A 17,233-nucleotide genomic window follows, 5' to 3' on the forward strand; every position below is an offset into this window, starting at 1 on the left:
GATCGCGGTCCCCTGTGGGAGCGGGCTTGCTCGCGAAGAGGCCAGGACAGGCACTACAAATCTCAGGCCGGAGCCATTTCCTGCGCCAACCCCAGAAACGCCGCCGGTAGCCGAGCGCCTTTGCGCTCCTTGAGGCAGTACAGGTACTCGGGAATCTGCGGCGCATTCTCGATCGTAAGCACCCGCAGCTGCGGATCATGGGGCACTTCCTGCCGGGCAATAATGCTGATGCCGATGTTGCGCAGCACCGCTTCGCGGATCGATTCACGGCTGCCGATCTCCAGCAGCGGGCCGAAGCACACGCCGGCGCTGGCCAGCAACTCTTCGGTCAAACGACGGGTGGTCGAGCCCGGTTCGCGCATCAGCAGGGTGTGCCCGGCCAGCGCGCTGAGCGGAACGTGATCGTGAACCGCCAGTGGATGATTGCGATGCACCGCCAGTACCAGCGGATCACTGCCGAGCACCCGGCGAACCAGTCGCGCGTCATCGAGCAACTGCGACGACGCCGCGACATCGACCCGGTAATCCTCCAGCGCTTCGAGCACTTGCTGGGAGTTGCCGATTTCCACCGAAACCTCAACCTGCGGCAGGCGCTCACGGAACGTTTTCACCAGATCGAGGATGTAATACGGCGCCGTAGCGGCAATACGCAATGTGCCCTGGACCTGGCCGCAGTTACGCAGGAAAAACTCGATGTCGGCTTCCTGTTGCATCAACACCTTGACCATCGGCAGCAGCCGCGCGCCCTCCTCGCTGACGCTGAGACGCCGGCCGCCGCGGTAGAACAGCTCGACCGAGTACTGACTTTCGAGGTTGCGGATCTGCGTCGTCACCGTCGGCTGGCTCAGGCCGAGCTTTTTGGCAGCCTGGGTAATGCTGCCCAGGCGGGCCACCATGTAAAACGCCTTCAGCTCGGCACTCAGCACAACCATCCCTCATCCTTTACTTGCGCAGCAGGCGCAAACCGTTGAACACCACCAGCAGACTCACTCCCATATCGGCGAACACCGCCATCCACATGGTAGCGACCCCGGCGAAGGTTACCCCAAGAAAGATCGCCTTGATCACCAAAGCCAGGGCGATGTTCTGTTTGAGGATGCTCGATGTCTGCCGAGACAGGCGGATGAATGCCGGGATTTTGCGCAGATCGTCGTCCATCAGGGCAACATCGGCGGTTTCGATAGCGGTATCGGTGCCTGCGGCGGCCATGGCGAAGCCGATCTCGGAACGCGCCAGCGCCGGAGCGTCGTTGATGCCATCGCCGACCATGCCAACCCGATGCCCCTGGGCATAAAGAGCCTCGATGGCCTGCAATTTGTCGCCTGGCAACAGGTCCCCCTTGGCCTCGTCGATGCCGACTTGCGCGGCAATGGCCTGCGCGGTGTGGACGTTATCGCCGGTGAGCATCAGGGTTTTGATACCCAGGTCATGCAGCTGCAGGATGGCTTCACGGCTGGACACTTTTACCGTATCGGCGACGGCGAACAGCGCCAACGGGCCGGATGAATCAAGCAGCAGCACCACCGACTTGCCCTGCTTTTCCAGGGCAAACAGCTTTTCTTCCAGCGCTGGCGAACACAGGCCCAGATCCTCTACCAGTCGATGGTTGCCCAAATGGTAGAGCTGGCCGTTGATCTCGCCGCGCACACCACGACCGCCCAGCGCTTCGAAGTTATCCACAATCAACGTCGCGGTTTGGTTATCCACAGCCGCTTTGGCGATGGCCAGGGAAACCGGGTGATCCGAGCGCCCGGCCAGCGCGGCGGCAATGGCGGGCGCCGATGCGTCGGCGGTCGGGTCCAGCGACAGGTAATCGGTCTGCACCGGTTTGCCGTGGGTGATGGTGCCGGTCTTGTCCAGGGCCAGATAGTCGAGCTTGTAACCGCCCTCCAGATAAACGCCGCCCTTGACCAGAATGCCTTTGCGCGCCGCCGCCGCGAGGCCGCTGACGATGGTCACCGGCGTGGAAATCACCAACGCACACGGGCAGGCCACCACCAGCAGCACCAGCGCCCGGTAGATCCAGTCGAACCACAACGCACCCATGAACATTGGCGGGATCACCGCCACGGCCAAGGCCAGGATGAACACTGCCGGGGTGTAGATTTTCGAGAAGCTGTCGACGAAACGCTGGGTCGGCGCCCGCGCGCCTTGGGCCTGCTCGACGGCGTGGATGATGCGCGCCAGGGTCGAGTTGTCCGCCGCGGCGGTCACCGCGTACTCCAGGGAACCGGCCTGATTGATGGTCCCGGCGAAGACTTTGTCGCCGACGGTCTTTTCCACCGGCAGGCTTTCACCGGTGATTGGCGCTTGGTCGATGGTTGAGCGACCGGATAGCACTTCACCGTCCAGGCCAATACGCTCGCCGGGGCGCACCCGTACCCGCGCGCCGAGCCCAATGGTTTTGACATCCTGCTCAAGCCAGATCCCATCAGCCTGCAACACCGTGGCCGTGTCCGGGGTCATCTGCATCAGGCCGCCGATGGCATTGCGCGCACGATCAAGTGACTTGGCTTCGATCAACTCGGCCACGGTAAACAGGAACATCACCATCGCCGCTTCCGGCCACTGGCCGATCAGCACCGCGCCGGTCACGGCAATGCTCATCAGCGCGTTGATGTTCAGGTTGCGGTTTTTAAGGGCGATCCAGCCTTTTTTGTAAGTGCCGAGGCCACCACTGAGGATCGAGACCAGCGCGATAACCGCCACCACCCAGTTCGGCGCGAAACCGGTGAAGTGGATAACCTCTGCCAGCAATGCACCAACACCGGACAGCGCCAAGGGCCACCACGGTTTTTTCCGGGGCGCCGGCGTCGGGGTTTCAGCCCCCTGATCCATCGGCTCGGCCTGCATGCCCAAGGACTTGATAGCCTCGACGATCGGCTCGATACCGGGCAAATCGTGGGTCACGCCGAGCACCCGATTAATCAGATTGAACTCCAGCTGCTGCACCCCGGTCAGTTTACTTAGCTTGTTCTGAATAAGTGTCTGCTCGGTCGGGCAGTCCATTGCCTCGATACGGAAACTACTCAGCCTAGCGCCAATCGTCGGCGATTCGCTCAGTTTTACCAGCGCAGGCGCTGCCGCTTTAGATGAGCAGCAGGTGTCGCCGTGACCGCCATGGCCATGTTTTTGCACGGGTTTGAGCTTGTGGCTGTGCTCGTGCTCAGCCCCGGGTTTGCGGGAGTGCAGGGAATCGCTCATTGGTTGCGTCCATAAGAGTGCCTGTTGCCAAGTAAAGACCCTGTAGCCACTATAGGGTCAAGCACCCATTTTGGAGTTTTGGAGATTGGCGTCATGAAAATTGGAGAGTTGGCAAAACTCACGGACTGCGCCGTGGAAACGATCCGCTACTACGAGCGCGAGAACCTGCTGCCGGAACCGGCCCGCAGCGACGGCAATTATCGCGTCTATACCCAGGCCCACGCCGAGCGCCTGACCTTCATCCGCAACTGTCGCACCCTCGACATGACGCTTGAAGAAATCCGCAGCCTGCTGGCGTTTCGCGACAGTCCGCAGGACCAGTGCGAAAGCGTGAATGCGCTGATCGACGAGCACATCCACCATGTAAAGGCGCGGATCGACGGCTTGCTGGCCTTGCAGACACAACTGCTCGACCTGCGCCAACGCTGCGACGAGGGGCCGGGGGTCGATCAATGCGGGATTTTGCAGCGGCTGGAAGTGAGCGGCGGGGTGGTGGCGACGGAGGTTGAGCATTCCCATGTCGGCCGTAGTCACGGCCACTAAGAACACCACCTACCCCTGTAGGAGCGAGCTTGCTCGCGATGGACGTGAACGATGACGCGTATTGTCTGAAAAAACGCGTCGTCCTTGAGTTCATCGCGAGCAGGCTCGCTCCTACAGGGGGGCAGCGTTAGGCTTCAGACCGCCATCGGCGCGGTCATCGGCGCGTGGTGCTCGTAGCCTTCCAGCGAGAAATCGCCCGGCTCCACCAGCTCCAGCCATTCCGGCTGGTAAACACCCGTCTTGGCAAACTCCGGCACACGGTCGGAAATCACCAGTTTCGGCATCGGGAACGGCTCGCGCTTGAGCTGTTCGTTGAGCATGTCCAGGTGGTTTTCGTAGACGTGGGCATCACCGATGAAATAGGTGAACCAGCGCGGCGTGTAACCGGTCAGGCGACCGATCAGGCTCAGCAGCGCAGCACCTTCGGTGAGGTTGAACGGCGTGCCCAGGCCCAGGTCGTTGGAGCGGATGTAGAGGGTCAAGGAAATCTCCTTGGTCTCGACATTCGGATGGAACTGGTACAGCAAGTGGCACGGCGGCAGGGCCATTTCATCGAGCTGAGCGCAGTTCCAGCCGTGGAACAGGATGCGGCGGCTGCCCGGGTCCTTGATGATAGTGTCGACGCACTGGCGAACCTGGTCGATGGCCTTGTACAGCACCACGTAGGCCTGGCCGTCCTCCTCGCCTTCGGCAATCTGGCGATAGCCTTGCTTCAGGGTCTGCTCGATGGCAGCCGGGTTGCTGACCGGGATCTGCTTGTACGCCGGCCATTTGCGCCATTGCACACCGTAGATTTCGCCGAGGTCGTCTTCGCCCTGTCGGAACGGGTTGGCCAGCCACTGGGCGTTTTCGTTGGCGTTCTGGTCCCAGACCTTGCAGCCCAATGCGCGGAATTCGGCAGCGTTGTTCACGCCACGCAGGAATCCGCACATTTCGCCGATGGCCGATTTGAACGCCATCTTGCGCGTGGTGATCGCCGGGAAACCTTCCTGCAGGTCATAACGCAGCATCGCGCCGGGAAAGCTGATGGTGTTCACGCCAGTACGGTTGGCCTGTTTGGTGCCGTTCTTGATGACGTGGGCGACCAGTTCGAGATATTGCTTCATGAATTACCTGTGTCCTTGAACCCGCAACCATCGCTGCGGGGTTCGAATTTTATACGGCTGCCGCTGGAGTCGCCGGGGCGCGGTGATACGCCAGCCAGATCAGGAACAGCCCGCCGACGATCATCGGCACGCACAGCACCTGGCCCATGGTCAGCCAGTTCCAGGCCAGATAGCCCAGCTGGGCGTCCGGTACACGGACGAACTCGACGATGAAACGGAAGATGCCATAGAACAGCGCGAACATCCCCGATACCGCCATGGTCGGCCGCGGCTTGCGCGAGAACAGCCAGAGGATCAGGAACAGTGCCACGCCTTCGAGGGCGAACTGGTACAGCTGCGACGGGTGACGCGCCAGTTGCGCCGGATCGGTCGGAAATACCATCGCCCACGGCACATCGGTTGCCTTGCCCCACAACTCGGCGTTGATGAAGTTGCCGATACGCCCGGCGCCCAGGCCGATCGGCACCATCGGCGCAACGAAATCCATCAGCTGGAAGAACGACTTGTTGTTCTTCTTGCCGAACCACAACGCCGCCAGCATCACACCGATGAAACCGCCGTGGAACGACATGCCGCCCTTCCACACTTCGAAAATCAGCAGCGGGTTGGCCAGGTAGGCGCTCAGATCGTAGAACAGCACATAACCCAGACGTCCACCGAGGATCACGCCCATCGACATCCAGAACACCATGTCGGAGAGTTTCTCCTTGGTCCAGGTCGGGTCGAAGCGGCTCAAGCGGCGAGACGCCAGCAGCCAGGCGCCGCCGATGCCGATCAGGTACATCAGACCGTACCAGTGGATTTTCAGCGGACCGATGGCCAGGGCCACCGGGTCGATCTGCGGGTAAGGCAGCATTGCGACTCCTCGTTAGAGTTCAAATCTTAAAAATTCCCGGGCGACGCTGCCACCTCAGGATTAAGCCAGGATTGCGCTGTGCGTCAGAGCAGATGCTTCAGACTAGAAAGTTCAGACCAACGCAGAACAGCAAAGCGGCAAACAGCCGTTTCAGCAACTTTGGCGACAGGTTGTGGGCCAGTCGCGCACCGAAGCGAGCGAAGACCATGCTGGTCAAGGCAATGCCCAGCAACGCCGGCAAATAAATGAAACCGAGACTATGGGCCGGGAGCAATGGATCGTGCCAGCCCAGAATCATGAAACTTAATGCACTGGCCAGGGCAATCGGCAGACCGCAGGCCGATGAAGTGGCCACGGCTTGCTGCATCGGCACACTGCGCCAGGTCAGGAATGGCACTGTCAACGAACCGCCGCCAATGCCGAAAATCGCCGAAGCCCAGCCAATCACGCTGCCTGCCACGGTCAGACCGAGTTTGCCCGGCACGGTTCGACTGGCCTTGGGTTTGACCTCCAGCGCCAGCTGAGCGGCGATCACCAGGGCGAATACACCAATGAGCTTCTGCAGGTTGGGGCCGGAAATCGCTTCGGCCGTCAGCGCGCCGAACCCGGCACCGATCAGAATGCCGACGGTCATCCACATGAAGATCGGCCAACGCACGGCGCCCCGGCGGTGATGCTCGCGTACCGCGTTGACCGAGGTAAAGATGATCGTCGCCAGGGAGGTACCCACTGCCAGGTGCGTGAGGATCGACGGATCGAACCCTTGGGCCTTGAAGCTGAACACCAGCACCGGGACGATGATGATCCCGCCGCCCACGCCAAACAGCCCGGCGAGTACACCTGCACAAGCGCCGAGCGCCAGATAGAGCAGAAATTCCATGGTTGTCCCGCCCGCATCCCAAAACCGGAGCGGCATGGTAACGGATGCATGGCCTCAAGCTCCACTGCGCAAGGCGATGGATCGATGAGCGATGTCTGCGTAGAGTGAGCAAAAAACACACAAGGACAGCCTGATGTGCCTGATTGTTTTTGCCTGGCGACCGGGTCATGCCCTGCCACTGGTCGTGGCGGCCAATCGCGATGAATTCTACGCCCGCCCCAGCCTGCCGCTGGCGCCATGGCCCGAAGCGCCGCACGTGCATGCGGGACGCGACCTCGAGGCCGGTGGCACCTGGCTCGGTGTCGGTGCCAACGGACGCTTTGCGGCATTGACCAACATCCGCGACCCCCATCGACCGCCGGGGCGCAAGTCTCGTGGGGAGCTGGTGGCGCGATTCCTCGAGGGCGACTGCTCGATTGATGACTATTTGGCCGACGTTGTCAGACGTTCGCCTGAATATGGCGGTTTCAATCTACTGGTTGGCAACAGGAACGAGCTCTGGCACTTCAATGCCCGGGAGACGGAAGCCGTGATGCTGCAACCGGGAGTCTACGGCGTGTCGAACGCCGGGCTGGATACGCCGTGGCCGAAGCTGCTCAAGGCCAAGGCTGCATTGAGCGAGGTGCTGGATGATCCGCAGCCTCAGGCGCTTTTGGCATTATTGAGCGATGCGCAGACCGCGCCGTTTGCCGAGTTGCCGGATACCGGTGTCGGGCTGGCTACGGAAACGCTGCTGTCGAGCGTGTTCATTGCCAGCCAGAGTTATGGAACGCGGGCGAGTACGGCGTTGATTGTGCAGGCGGATGGGGCGCTGCATTTGGTCGAAAGGAGTTTCGGGCCGTATGGCGGGCATCTTGGGGAAGTGGAGATCAGGCTTTAGTTTTGTGTTGCCAGCACAGGCCTCATCGCGAGCAGGCTCGCTCCCACAGGGGATTTGCGTCGTTCACAGATCCAATGTAGGAGCGAGCCTGCTCGCGAATGGGGCGCCGCAGATCTAGTGGGGCTTGATCGCTGCCGGATTGATCATCCGCGCCAACCCGAGGTTCTTCAGCGCCAGCTGCAACGAGCTGTGAATCACTTGCGGGTTGTCGATGGTCATCAGCTCAGCCAGCAATTCCTTGGCCTTGCTCAGGTTGATCTGGCGCAGCATCCACTTCACTTTCGGCAAGTTGGTTGCGTTCATCGACAGGCTGTCGAAACCCATCGCCATCAACAGCACGGCCGCCGCCGGATCACCGGCCATTTCACCGCAGATACTCACCGGCTTGCCTTCGGCGTGGGCATCACGCACCACGTTCTGCAGCGCCTGAAGCACCGCCGGGTGCAGGTAATCGTAGAGATCGGCCACCCGCGGGTTGTTGCGGTCCACAGCCAACAGGTACTGGGTCAGGTCGTTGGAGCCGACCGACAGGAAGTCCACTTGCCGCGCCAGTTCCTTGGTCTGGTACACCGCCGCCGGAATCTCGATCATCACGCCAATCGGTGGCATCGGTACATCGCAGCCCTCGTCACGCACTTCGCCCCAGGCACGGTGGATCAGGTGCAGGGCTTCCTCCAGCTCGTGGGTGCCGGAAATCATCGGCAACAGAATGCGCAGGTTGTTCAAGCCTTCACTGGCCTTGAGCATGGCGCGGGTCTGCACCAGGAAAATTTCCGGGTGGTCAAGGGTGACGCGAATACCGCGCCAGCCGAGGAACGGGTTGTCTTCCTTGATCGGGAAGTACGACAGCGATTTGTCGCCGCCGATGTCCAGGGTTCGCATGGTCACCGGTTGCGGGTGGAACGCGGCCAACTGCTCGCGGTAGATCGCCAGTTGTTCCTTTTCGCTCGGGAAGCGCTGGTTGATCATGAACGGCACTTCGGTGCGGTACAGGCCCACGCCTTCGGCACCACGCTTCTGCGCACGCGCCACGTCCGCCAGCAGGCCGGTGTTGACCCACAACGGCATGCGGTAGCCATCGACCGTCACGCACGGCAGATCGCGCAGCGCATCCAGCCCCAGGGCCAGTTGTTTCTCTTCCTCGACCACTTCGGCGAACTGCTTGCGCAGCACTTCACTCGGGTTGGTGTAGACCTCGCCGTGGTAACCGTCGACGATCATCTGGATGCCGTCGACCTTGGAGTACGGCAGGTCGACCAGGCCCATCACCGTCGGGATGCCCATGGCGCGGGCGAGGATGGCGACGTGGGAGTTACCGGAACCGAGTACCGACACCAGGCCAGCCAGCTTGCCCTCCGGCACCTCGCCGAGCATCGCCGGCGTCAGCTCTTCGCTGACCAGAATAGTGTTGTCGGGGTAGACCAGGGTTTGCTGACGCTCTTCCTGCAAGTACGCCAGCAGACGCCGACCGAGGTCCTTGACGTCCGAGGCCCGCTCACGCAGGTAGGCGTCATCCATCAATTCGAAACGGTTAACGTGATCGGTGACCACCTGGCGCAACGCGCCTTGGGCCCACTGGCCGGTCTTGATCACGGTGGTGACTTCGCTGCCCAGCGCGGCATCGTCGAGCATCATCAGGTAGACGTCGAACAAGGCCCGCTCTTCCGGGCGCAACTGTGTGGCGAGCTTGGCGGACAAGGTGCGCATGTCGGCGCGTACGCCTTCGATGGCGGTCTTGAACAGCCCGAGTTCGGCGTCGATATCAGCGATGGCCTTGTCCGGCACCACGTCCAGATCGGCCGGCGGCAGCATGACCACCGCCGTACCGACTGCCGCACCCGGCGACCCCGGAACGCCGACGAACTTGGCTTCCTGGATGCCTTTGCCCTGACGACCGAGGCCACGGATCGAGCCGGTGGCTTCGGCGTGGGCGATAACGCCGGCGAGCTGCGCGCTCATGGTCACGAGGAAGGCTTCTTCCCCTTCATCGAACTGGCGACGCTCTTTTTGCTGGATGACCAACACGCCGACGACGCGGCGGTGGTGAATGATCGGCGCACCGAGGAACGAGGCGTAGCGCTCTTCACCGGTTTCGGCGAAGTAGCGGTAGCGCGGGTGGTCCGCGGCGTTTTCGAGGTTCAGGGGTTCTTCACGCGTGCCGACCAGACCCACCAGACCTTCGTTGGGGGCCATGCTGACCTTGCCGATCGAGCGCTTGTTCAAGCCCTCGGTGGCCATCAGCACGAACCGGTTGGTCTCCGGGTCAAGCAGGTAGACCGAGCAGACCTGGCTGCCCATGGCCTCTTTGACGCGCAACACAATAATCCCCAACGCCGCCTTGAGATCCTTGGCGGAGTTAACTTCCTGGACGATCTTGCGCAGCGTATTGAGCATGGCTCGGGGTCGAACTCCGTCGTCAGTCGCGCGCTAAAAGGCGCGGGGCAAGCTCTTTGAGAGCGCGTCGGTACACCTCGCGCTTGAATGTCACCACCTGGCCCAACGGATACCAATAGCTGACCCAGCGCCAACCATCGAATTCCGGTTTACCGGTCAAATCCATCCGCACCCGCTGCTCGTTGGAGATCAGGCGCAGGAGAAACCATTTCTGTTTCTGGCCGATGCACAGCGGTTGGCTGTGGGTACGTACCAGACGTTGCGGCAAACGATAGCGCAACCAGCCCCGGGTGCAGGCGAGAATTTCAACATCTTCGCGCTCAAGGCCCACTTCTTCGTTCAGCTCGCGGTACAAGGCGTCTTCCGGCGTCTCTTCGGGGTTGATTCCCCCCTGCGGAAACTGCCAGGCATCTTGATTGATTCGGCGAGCCCATAGCACCTGGCCGGCGTCATTCGTCAGAATGATCCCGACATTGGGGCGAAAACCATCGGGGTCGATCACGGCAACAACCTCGCAAACGCATGTCGCCGCATTGTTCCACAAAGGTTGTGAAGGCGGCAACGAAGGTTCCTACCTTATGTGCACTCTTGTGAAAAGACCGTATTCTTGTCGCCTTTTTACTGACTTTTCAGCGGGTAACTGCAATGCGCCTGGCTTTATTCGATTTGGACAACACCCTTCTGGGCGGTGACAGCGATCACGCCTGGGGCGATTACCTGTGCGAGCGCGGCTTTCTCGACGCCGTCGCCTACAAGGCACGCAACGATGAGTTCTATCAGGATTACCTGGCCGGCAAACTGGATAACGCTGCTTACCTGAACTTCTGCCTGGAAGTCCTCGGCCGCACCGAAATGGCCACGCTGGATCAGTGGCACAGTGATTACATGCGCGACTGCATCGAACCGATCATGCTACCCAAGGCTATAGAACTTTTGGCCAAGCACCGTGCGGCCGGCGACAAACTGGTCATCATCACCGCGACCAACCGTTTCGTCACCGGGCCGATTGCCGAGCGTCTGGGCGTCGAAACCCTGATCGCCACCGAATGCGAAATGCTCGACGGCCGCTACACCGGGCGCAGCACCGACGTGCCGTGCTTCCGTGAAGGCAAGGTGACGCGCTTGAATCGCTGGCTGGAGGAAACCGGGTTTACGCTGGAAGACAGCTATTTCTATAGCGACTCGATGAATGATTTTCCGTTGCTGGAGCAGGTGACCCATCCGGTGGCGGTCGATCCTGATCCGAATCTGCGGGCCGAGGCCAAGAAGCGGGGTTGGCCGGTAATCAGTCTGCGCGACTGATTACGCCTTCGCGAGCAGGCTCGCTCCCACAGGGGATTTGCGTCGTTCACAGATCCAATGTGGGAGCGAGCCTGCTCGCGATGAGGGCAACTCGGTTTCAAGCCTTAAACAGGCTTGGCCCCCATCAACCCGGCAATGGCCACAAGACAGACAAAACTGAACAACGCCAAGGCAAAGGTGAATTTCCCCACGCCACCCGGCGTCTTGCGCAGCTTGTTCAGCCGCACCAGCAGCCAGAACCACGCCAGTGCCGCCACCGTGTAAAGCACGCTGGAGGCCAGCAACCAGGTCTGCCCCAGCGGCCAGCCCATCAGGTGCACCATCCACCAGCCGGTAAACGGCATGCTCAGCAGCGCCAGACCCATCAGCAGCCAGATAAACACTCTTGGCCGCTGCAAGGTGCGACTACCCGCCGTCGCATCACCTTTGCGCCGCGCAAGCAAAACCCAGACTCCCAGCCCCAGCGCACAGGCCAGCAGTACAACAGTTGCCACCATGTGCGCCGCTTTCAGGGCAGTTAACGTTTCCATTGTCAGATTTCCTTATTGCCTTGCCCGTCAGCGTAGCCGCTCAGCCAAGAAACAGCTGATAGGCCGGGTTGTCGCTTTCGTCCCAGTATGGGTAACCGATTTCTTCCAGCGCCGCCGGCACCAGGTGGCGCTCGTCGTGAGGCACTTGCAGGCCCGCGACGACACGGCCATCGGCCGCGCCATGGTTGCGGTAGTGGAACATCGAGATGTTCCAGCGCCCGCCGAGCTTATTGAGGAAGTTGAACAGCGCCCCCGGACGTTCCGGGAATTCGAAACGCAGGATCACTTCGTCGACCACATGCGCCGCACGCCCGCCCACCATGTGGCGGATGTGCAGCTTGGCCAGCTCGTTGTCCGTCAGGTCCAGCACCGGGAAACCCTGCTCGCTCAGGCTGGCGATCAGCGCGCTGCGCGGGTCGTTTTCCGGGTGGGTCTGCACGCCGACAAAGATGTGCGCTTCGCTGCCGGTGTTGTAGCGGTAGTTGAATTCGGTGATCTGGCGCTTGCCGATAGCCTCGCAGAACGCCTTGAAGCTACCTGGCTTCTCGGGAATGGTCACGGCGATGATCGCTTCTCGACCTTCGCCCAGCTCCGCACGCTCGGCGACATGGCGCAGGCGGTCGAAGTTGACGTTGGCTCCGGAGTCGATGGCGACGAAGGTCTGGCCGCTGACGCCGCGCTGCTCGACATACTTCTTGATCCCGGCCACGCCCAAGGCGCCGGCAGGTTCGGTGATCGAGCGGGTATCGTCGTAGATATCCTTGATCGCCGCGCAGATTTCATCGGTGCTGACGGTGATCACTTCATCGACATGGTCTTTGCAGATGTCAAAGGTGTGCTGACCGATCTGGGCCACCGCAACGCCGTCGGCGAAAAGGCCCACGGTCGGCAACACCACGCGCTCGCCGGCCGCCATGGCGGCTTGCAGGCAATTGGAGTCATCCGGCTCGACGCCGATGACCTTGATGTCCGGGCGCAGGTATTTCACGTACGCCGCAATGCCGGCGATCAGACCGCCGCCGCCCACCGGGACGAAAATCGCATCCAGCGGCTGCGGGTGCTGGCGCAGAATCTCCATCGCCACGGTGCCCTGCCCGGCAATGGTGTGGGGATCGTCATACGGGTGAATGTAGACGTAGCCTTTTTCGTCGACCAGTTTCAGCGAGTAGGCCAGGGCTTCCGGGAACGAGTCGCCGTGCAGCACCACTTTGCCGCCACGGGAGCGCACGCCTTCGACCTTGATCTCCGGGGTGGTCTTGGGCATGACGATGGTCGCTTTCACGCCCAACACCTTCGCCGCCAGGGCCAGGCCCTGGGCATGGTTGCCCGCCGACGCGGTGACCACGCCGCGAGCGCGCTCTTCATCGCTCAACTGGGTCAACTTGTTGTAGGCGCCGCGAATCTTGAACGAGAACACCGGCTGCAAGTCTTCGCGCTTGAGCCAAATGCTGTTGCCCAGCCGCTCGGAGAGCTGGCGGGCAGTCTGCAGCGGGGTTTCTACGGCAACGTCATAAACGCGCGAGGTGAGGATCTTTTTGACGTACTGTTCAAGCATCGGAAAGCATCACTGAGCGGGTTGGGCAGGACCAAGGAGTCTAACCCGCATTTTGGCCGCACGACCACCTGTTGTAGGAGCGAGCTTGCTCGCGAAAAACGCAATGGCACCGCTGCACATCTATTTTCACGCGTTATCGTTCACGACCATCGCGAGCAAGCTCGCTCCTACAAGGAACGCTCGACCTGCCAATCGGGCAATGACCTTCCCCGCCCCGAAGCCTATAATGCCGGCCTTTCGTCCCCTCCTCGGCACCCCGGAGCCCGCATGAACCAGGATCAACTCAAACAGGCAGTGGCTCAGGCCGCCGTCGACTTCATCCTTCCGAAACTCGACGACAAGAGCATCGTCGGGGTCGGCACCGGCTCCACCGCCAACTGCTTCATCGACGCCTTGGCCAAGCACAAGGGCGCATTCGATGGCGCCGTCGCCAGTTCCGAAGCCACCGCCGCGCGCCTCAAAGGCCACGGGATTCCGGTGTACGAACTGAACACCGTCAGCGACCTGGAGTTCTATGTCGACGGCGCCGATGAAAGCGACGAGCACCTGAACCTGATCAAGGGCGGCGGCGCAGCCCTGACCCGCGAGAAGATTGTCGCGGCCGTGGCCAAGACCTTCATCTGCATCGCCGACGCCAGCAAGCTGGTACCGGTCCTCGGTACTTTCCCGTTGCCGGTGGAAGTGATCCCGATGGCCCGCAGCCACGTGGCCCGCGAGCTGGTGAAGCTCGGCGGCGACCCGGTTTACCGCGAAGGCGTGCTGACCGACAACGGCAACATCATCCTCGACGTGTTCAACATGCAGATCACCAATCCGGTGGAACTGGAAACGCAGATCAATGCGATCGTCGGCGTGGTCACCAACGGTTTGTTCGCGGCACGTCCGGCGGATCTGTTGTTGCTGGGTACGAGCGAAGGTGTGAAAACCCTGCGCGCCGAGTAACCAAGACCGCCCACATTTTTGTGGGCAGATGAAAAAACCTGTGGGAGCGAGCTTGCTCGCGATGAGGCCGTGTCAGTCGACTGAGATGTTGAATGACAGACCGCTATCGCGAGCAAGCTCGCTCCCACAGTGTTTTGTGGTGTTGGTTAGAGTTGCGTGGGCTTCTTGAACACGTAGAACAGGTTCGGCTCACTGACGAGGTACAGCGTACCGTCGTCGTCCACGGCGATCCCCTCCGCTTGCGGCACGGTTTTTTGCAGGCCATGGTGCCCCTTGCTCAATGACATTGTGCTCAGCGGACGCCCGTCCACATCCAGCTCCAGAATCAATCGCGACTCATCCGACAGCGCCAGCAAATGCCCGCTGCGCTCGTCGTATTGCAGGCTCGACAGATCCCGCACGAACATCCCGGCATCACGCTTGGGGTCGTTGATCACATGCACCGAGTAGGATTCTTCAGGATTGAAGCGCGGAAAACCGTGCACCTCGTAGATCAGCATCGGGTTGCGCTCCTTGGCGACGAACAGGCGCTTGCCCACAGAATCGTAAGCCAGCCCCTCGAAGCCCTTGTTGCCGCCCATGTGTACGCCAATGGTCATCTGCTCGGCGTCGGCCGCATCGACGAAAGTGGTGTCCTGCTCCAGACGAATCTTGATCAGCCGCTGCTGGCTTTCGTCAGTGACCACGTAGATGTCCTCACTGATGAACTCCACCGCCTCCGGATCACCGAAGCCAACCAGCGCCACACGACGCAGGATCCTGCCGTCGAGGGACAACTCGATCAGCTCGCTCCGCTTGTTGGTGACGGTGAACAGGCTTTTACGCACCGGGTCGTAGGTCAGCGCTGAAACGTCGTCGGCCAGGCCATCGATCACCTGCGCCTCGGCCACCACCTGATACTGGTCCAGGCTCATGGACAAGGAACTCACCGGCTGCCACAGCGTATGCAGATTGAACCAGGTGCGCTCGAACAGGCGCATGTACTGGGCGATCGCTATCAACGCGATCAGCAAGATCACCGACAGGATCAGAATCAGGAATTTGGGACGGGCAAATCGACGCATTCGGGCAGGCTCGGGTCAAAACAGGCGGATGAAATATCACGCCCGTCTGAACTGAAGCTTAATGGCCGCTGGCCTTTTACGTACAGGCAATCAGCGCAGGCGCTGGTTACTTCTGTTTTTCGAAGCGATAAAACAGGTTCGGCTCACTCACCATGTACAGCGTGCCCGCTTCATCCATGGTCACGCCTTCGGCACGGGGAATGGTATTTTTCAGGCCGTTGAAGCCACGCAGCAGGGTGATGAAACTGACCTGCTCACCCTTCTTGTCCAGTTCCAGCAACAGGTGCGAGTCGGCGGACAGCACCAGCATGTGGCCGGTCCGCGGGTCGACAGCCAGGGCAGACAGGTTGCGCATGTCCAGCGCATGGCTGGCCAGCTTCAACTTGTCGCCGGCCAGGACCTTGCCGTCACCTTTCCAGGCAAACAATGCTGGCGGGCGCTCTTCGCCCAGCAGCAGTTGCTGATTGCTCGGGTCCCAGGTGACACCCTCGAACGCCTTGTTCTGGTCTTTGGAAGGCCCGAGGTCGTATTTCGGGAAGTCGGCCATATTCAATTCGCGGGTATCGGCATCGACCTTGACGATAGCGATCAGATGCTCGCGCTCATCGACAATGGCCAGCCGGCCGTCACCCAGCACGGTGATGCCCTCAGGGTTGCTCCAGCCGACCAACGGCATTTTGCGCAGCACATCGCCCTGCAAGTTCAATTCGACCAGGAACGGGTTCTTGCCCATGACCGAAAACAGAGTCTTGGTCTGAGGGTCGTAGGCCACGTCCGATGCTTCGTCCCTCTCCATGCCCGGCAACGGCTTGGCATCGATCACCGCCCGGTAGTCCGGAAGCCAGATGCTCGCCTCGCGCTCGGCCGGGCTCTTGAATTGCTCTTTCACCCAGAGCACGCCCCGGGAATCCCAGTGCATGGCAAATGCGACGCCGTAGGCAACAACGGCCACCAACAGCAGCCAGGTGCGCCAACGCAGTGCGAAGCGCGAGCGGCGGACAGGTTCAAGCGTGGAAAGCGGAGGAGTGGCCATCGGGGAATGCGTTCCAGAAATTCAGGCTAGGGGTAATAGCACAGTTTGGGGCCGGCTCAGAGGCCAATAGTCCTGAAATTATCCAGAGAAGATGTGAAAAAAACGGGAAATGACAGGGTGAGCCTTTTACAGGCCACGGAAAAACCAATGTGGGAGCGAGCTTGCTCGCGATCGGGGCGTATCAGTCAACAGAGATGTTGAATGACAGACCGCTATCGCGAGCAAGCTCGCTCCCACAGGGTTTGGCGGTGTCTGGACTAGCGAACGCTGCTGGTGAAGCTGCTGGCGCCCGGCAATTCCAGAACGATCTCGTCACCGACATTCAGCGGGCCGACGCCCACTGGTGTGCCGGTGAGGATCACGTCCCCGGCCTGCAACGAGAAGCAGCCGGCCATGTGCTGGATCATCGGCACGATCGGGTTGAGCATTGCGCTGCTGTTGCCGTCCTGGCGCACTTCACCGTTGATGGTCAGGCGGATGCCGATGTCGGTCAGGTCGGCAAACGAGCTGCCAGACACGAACGGAGCCAGCACTGCCGCGCCGTCGAAGGACTTGGCGATTTCCCAGGGCAGGCCCTTGGATTTCAGCTCGGCCTGCTTGTCGCGCAGGGTCAGGTCCAGGGCTGGAGCGAAACCGGAGATGGCGTCGAGCACTTCTTCACGGCTCGGCTTGGTCGACAACGGCTTGCCGATCAACACCGCGATTTCCGCTTCGTAATGCACCGAACCGCGCTCGGTCGGAATGCTGAAACCGCCTTCCAGCGGCACCACGCAACTGCCCGGTTTGATGAACAGCAGTGGCTCGGTCGGCACCGGGTTGTCCAGTTCCTTGGCGTGTTCGGCGTAGTTACGGCCGATGCACACCACTTTCCCCAGCGGGAAGTGAATGCGCGTACCGTCGACATACTGGTGCTGATAGCTCATTACCGACTCCTGCTTCGTTGG

General features: G+C 61.1%; 16 protein-coding genes. 4 read left to right on the forward strand and 12 right to left on the reverse strand.

Annotated features, from left to right (window positions below; all coding sequences use genetic code 11):
* Positions 1-62: 62 nt before the first annotated feature.
* Together AC3IT9_RS27695 and AC3IT9_RS27700 are read right to left on the reverse strand one after the other, a co-directional pair.
* Entirely contained in the window at positions 63-926 is an 864-nt protein-coding gene (locus AC3IT9_RS27695; protein WP_489273543.1) for a LysR family transcriptional regulator, read from the reverse strand.
* A gap of 16 nt (positions 927-942) precedes the next feature.
* Positions 943-3,204 (reverse strand): heavy metal translocating P-type ATPase, encoded by a 2,262-nt coding sequence (locus AC3IT9_RS27700; RefSeq protein WP_489271452.1) that lies wholly within the window; start codon positions 3,202-3,204, stop codon positions 943-945.
* 93 nt (positions 3,205-3,297) lie between these two features.
* Here AC3IT9_RS27700 and cadR point away from each other — a divergent pair, with 93 nt between their 5' ends.
* A complete protein-coding gene (cadR, locus tag AC3IT9_RS27705) occupies positions 3,298-3,747 on the forward strand; it encodes a Cd(II)/Pb(II)-responsive transcriptional regulator (protein WP_150725011.1) in 450 nt (149 codons plus the stop codon).
* Between the two features lie 134 nt (positions 3,748-3,881).
* Here cadR and AC3IT9_RS27710 read toward each other — a convergent pair whose 3' ends face one another.
* From AC3IT9_RS27710 to AC3IT9_RS27720, 3 genes are all read right to left on the reverse strand, one after another.
* Positions 3,882-4,853 carry a thymidylate synthase gene (locus tag AC3IT9_RS27710; RefSeq protein WP_007995514.1) on the reverse strand — a complete coding sequence of 324 codons (972 nt, stop codon included), beginning with the start codon at positions 4,851-4,853 and terminating at the stop codon, positions 3,882-3,884.
* Positions 4,854-4,902: 49 nt separating this feature from the next.
* A complete protein-coding gene (gene lgt, locus AC3IT9_RS27715; protein WP_150755061.1) occupies positions 4,903-5,709 on the reverse strand; it encodes a prolipoprotein diacylglyceryl transferase in 807 nt (268 codons plus the stop codon).
* A gap of 97 nt (positions 5,710-5,806) precedes the next feature.
* A complete protein-coding gene (locus tag AC3IT9_RS27720; protein WP_150759079.1) occupies positions 5,807-6,589 on the reverse strand; it encodes a sulfite exporter TauE/SafE family protein in 783 nt (260 codons plus the stop codon).
* Between the two features lie 133 nt (positions 6,590-6,722).
* Between AC3IT9_RS27720 and AC3IT9_RS27725 the strand changes: the two genes are divergently transcribed.
* Entirely contained in the window at positions 6,723-7,469 is a 747-nt protein-coding gene (locus tag AC3IT9_RS27725; RefSeq protein WP_489271453.1) for an NRDE family protein, read from the forward strand.
* 114 nt (positions 7,470-7,583) lie between these two features.
* Here AC3IT9_RS27725 and ptsP read toward each other — a convergent pair whose 3' ends face one another.
* Positions 7,584-9,863 (reverse strand): phosphoenolpyruvate--protein phosphotransferase, encoded by a 2,280-nt coding sequence (gene ptsP / locus AC3IT9_RS27730; RefSeq protein ID WP_150759081.1) that lies wholly within the window; start codon positions 9,861-9,863, stop codon positions 7,584-7,586.
* A 22-nt stretch (positions 9,864-9,885) separates the two neighbouring features.
* Positions 9,886-10,365 (reverse strand): RNA pyrophosphohydrolase, encoded by a 480-nt coding sequence (locus tag AC3IT9_RS27735; protein WP_003229203.1) that lies wholly within the window; start codon positions 10,363-10,365, stop codon positions 9,886-9,888.
* A gap of 143 nt (positions 10,366-10,508) precedes the next feature.
* On the opposite strand from AC3IT9_RS27735, the gene AC3IT9_RS27740 reads away from it, so the two are divergent.
* Entirely contained in the window at positions 10,509-11,165 is a 657-nt protein-coding gene (locus tag AC3IT9_RS27740) for a histidinol-phosphatase (RefSeq protein ID WP_150755058.1), read from the forward strand.
* A 104-nt stretch (positions 11,166-11,269) separates the two neighbouring features.
* On the opposite strand, the gene AC3IT9_RS27745 is transcribed toward AC3IT9_RS27740, so the two are convergent.
* Both AC3IT9_RS27745 and ilvA read right to left on the reverse strand, forming a co-directional pair.
* Positions 11,270-11,695 carry a DUF2269 domain-containing protein gene (locus AC3IT9_RS27745; RefSeq protein WP_489271454.1) on the reverse strand — a complete coding sequence of 142 codons (426 nt, stop codon included), beginning with the start codon at positions 11,693-11,695 and terminating at the stop codon, positions 11,270-11,272.
* Positions 11,696-11,735: 40 nt separating this feature from the next.
* Positions 11,736-13,250, reverse strand: coding sequence for a threonine ammonia-lyase, biosynthetic (gene ilvA / locus AC3IT9_RS27750; protein ID WP_008048261.1), 1,515 nt, complete (start codon positions 13,248-13,250; stop codon positions 11,736-11,738).
* 267 nt (positions 13,251-13,517) lie between these two features.
* On the opposite strand from ilvA, the gene rpiA reads away from it, so the two are divergent.
* Positions 13,518-14,192 (forward strand): ribose-5-phosphate isomerase RpiA, encoded by a 675-nt coding sequence (gene rpiA / locus AC3IT9_RS27755; protein ID WP_046039153.1) that lies wholly within the window; start codon positions 13,518-13,520, stop codon positions 14,190-14,192.
* A 146-nt stretch (positions 14,193-14,338) separates the two neighbouring features.
* On the opposite strand, the gene AC3IT9_RS27760 is transcribed toward rpiA, so the two are convergent.
* From AC3IT9_RS27760 to AC3IT9_RS27770, 3 genes are all read right to left on the reverse strand, one after another.
* A complete protein-coding gene (locus AC3IT9_RS27760; protein WP_489271455.1) occupies positions 14,339-15,256 on the reverse strand; it encodes an SdiA-regulated domain-containing protein in 918 nt (305 codons plus the stop codon).
* A 106-nt stretch (positions 15,257-15,362) separates the two neighbouring features.
* The gene (locus AC3IT9_RS27765; protein WP_489271456.1) at positions 15,363-16,289 is read right to left on the reverse strand and encodes an SdiA-regulated domain-containing protein; all 927 of its coding nucleotides are present in this window, start codon (positions 16,287-16,289) and stop codon (positions 15,363-15,365) included.
* A gap of 257 nt (positions 16,290-16,546) precedes the next feature.
* Positions 16,547-17,212 carry a fumarylacetoacetate hydrolase family protein gene (locus AC3IT9_RS27770; RefSeq protein WP_046039147.1) on the reverse strand — a complete coding sequence of 222 codons (666 nt, stop codon included), beginning with the start codon at positions 17,210-17,212 and terminating at the stop codon, positions 16,547-16,549.
* Positions 17,213-17,233: the final 21 nt, after the last annotated feature.

The sequence above is a fragment of the Pseudomonas sp. KH_046_1 genome (assembly GCF_057839025.1).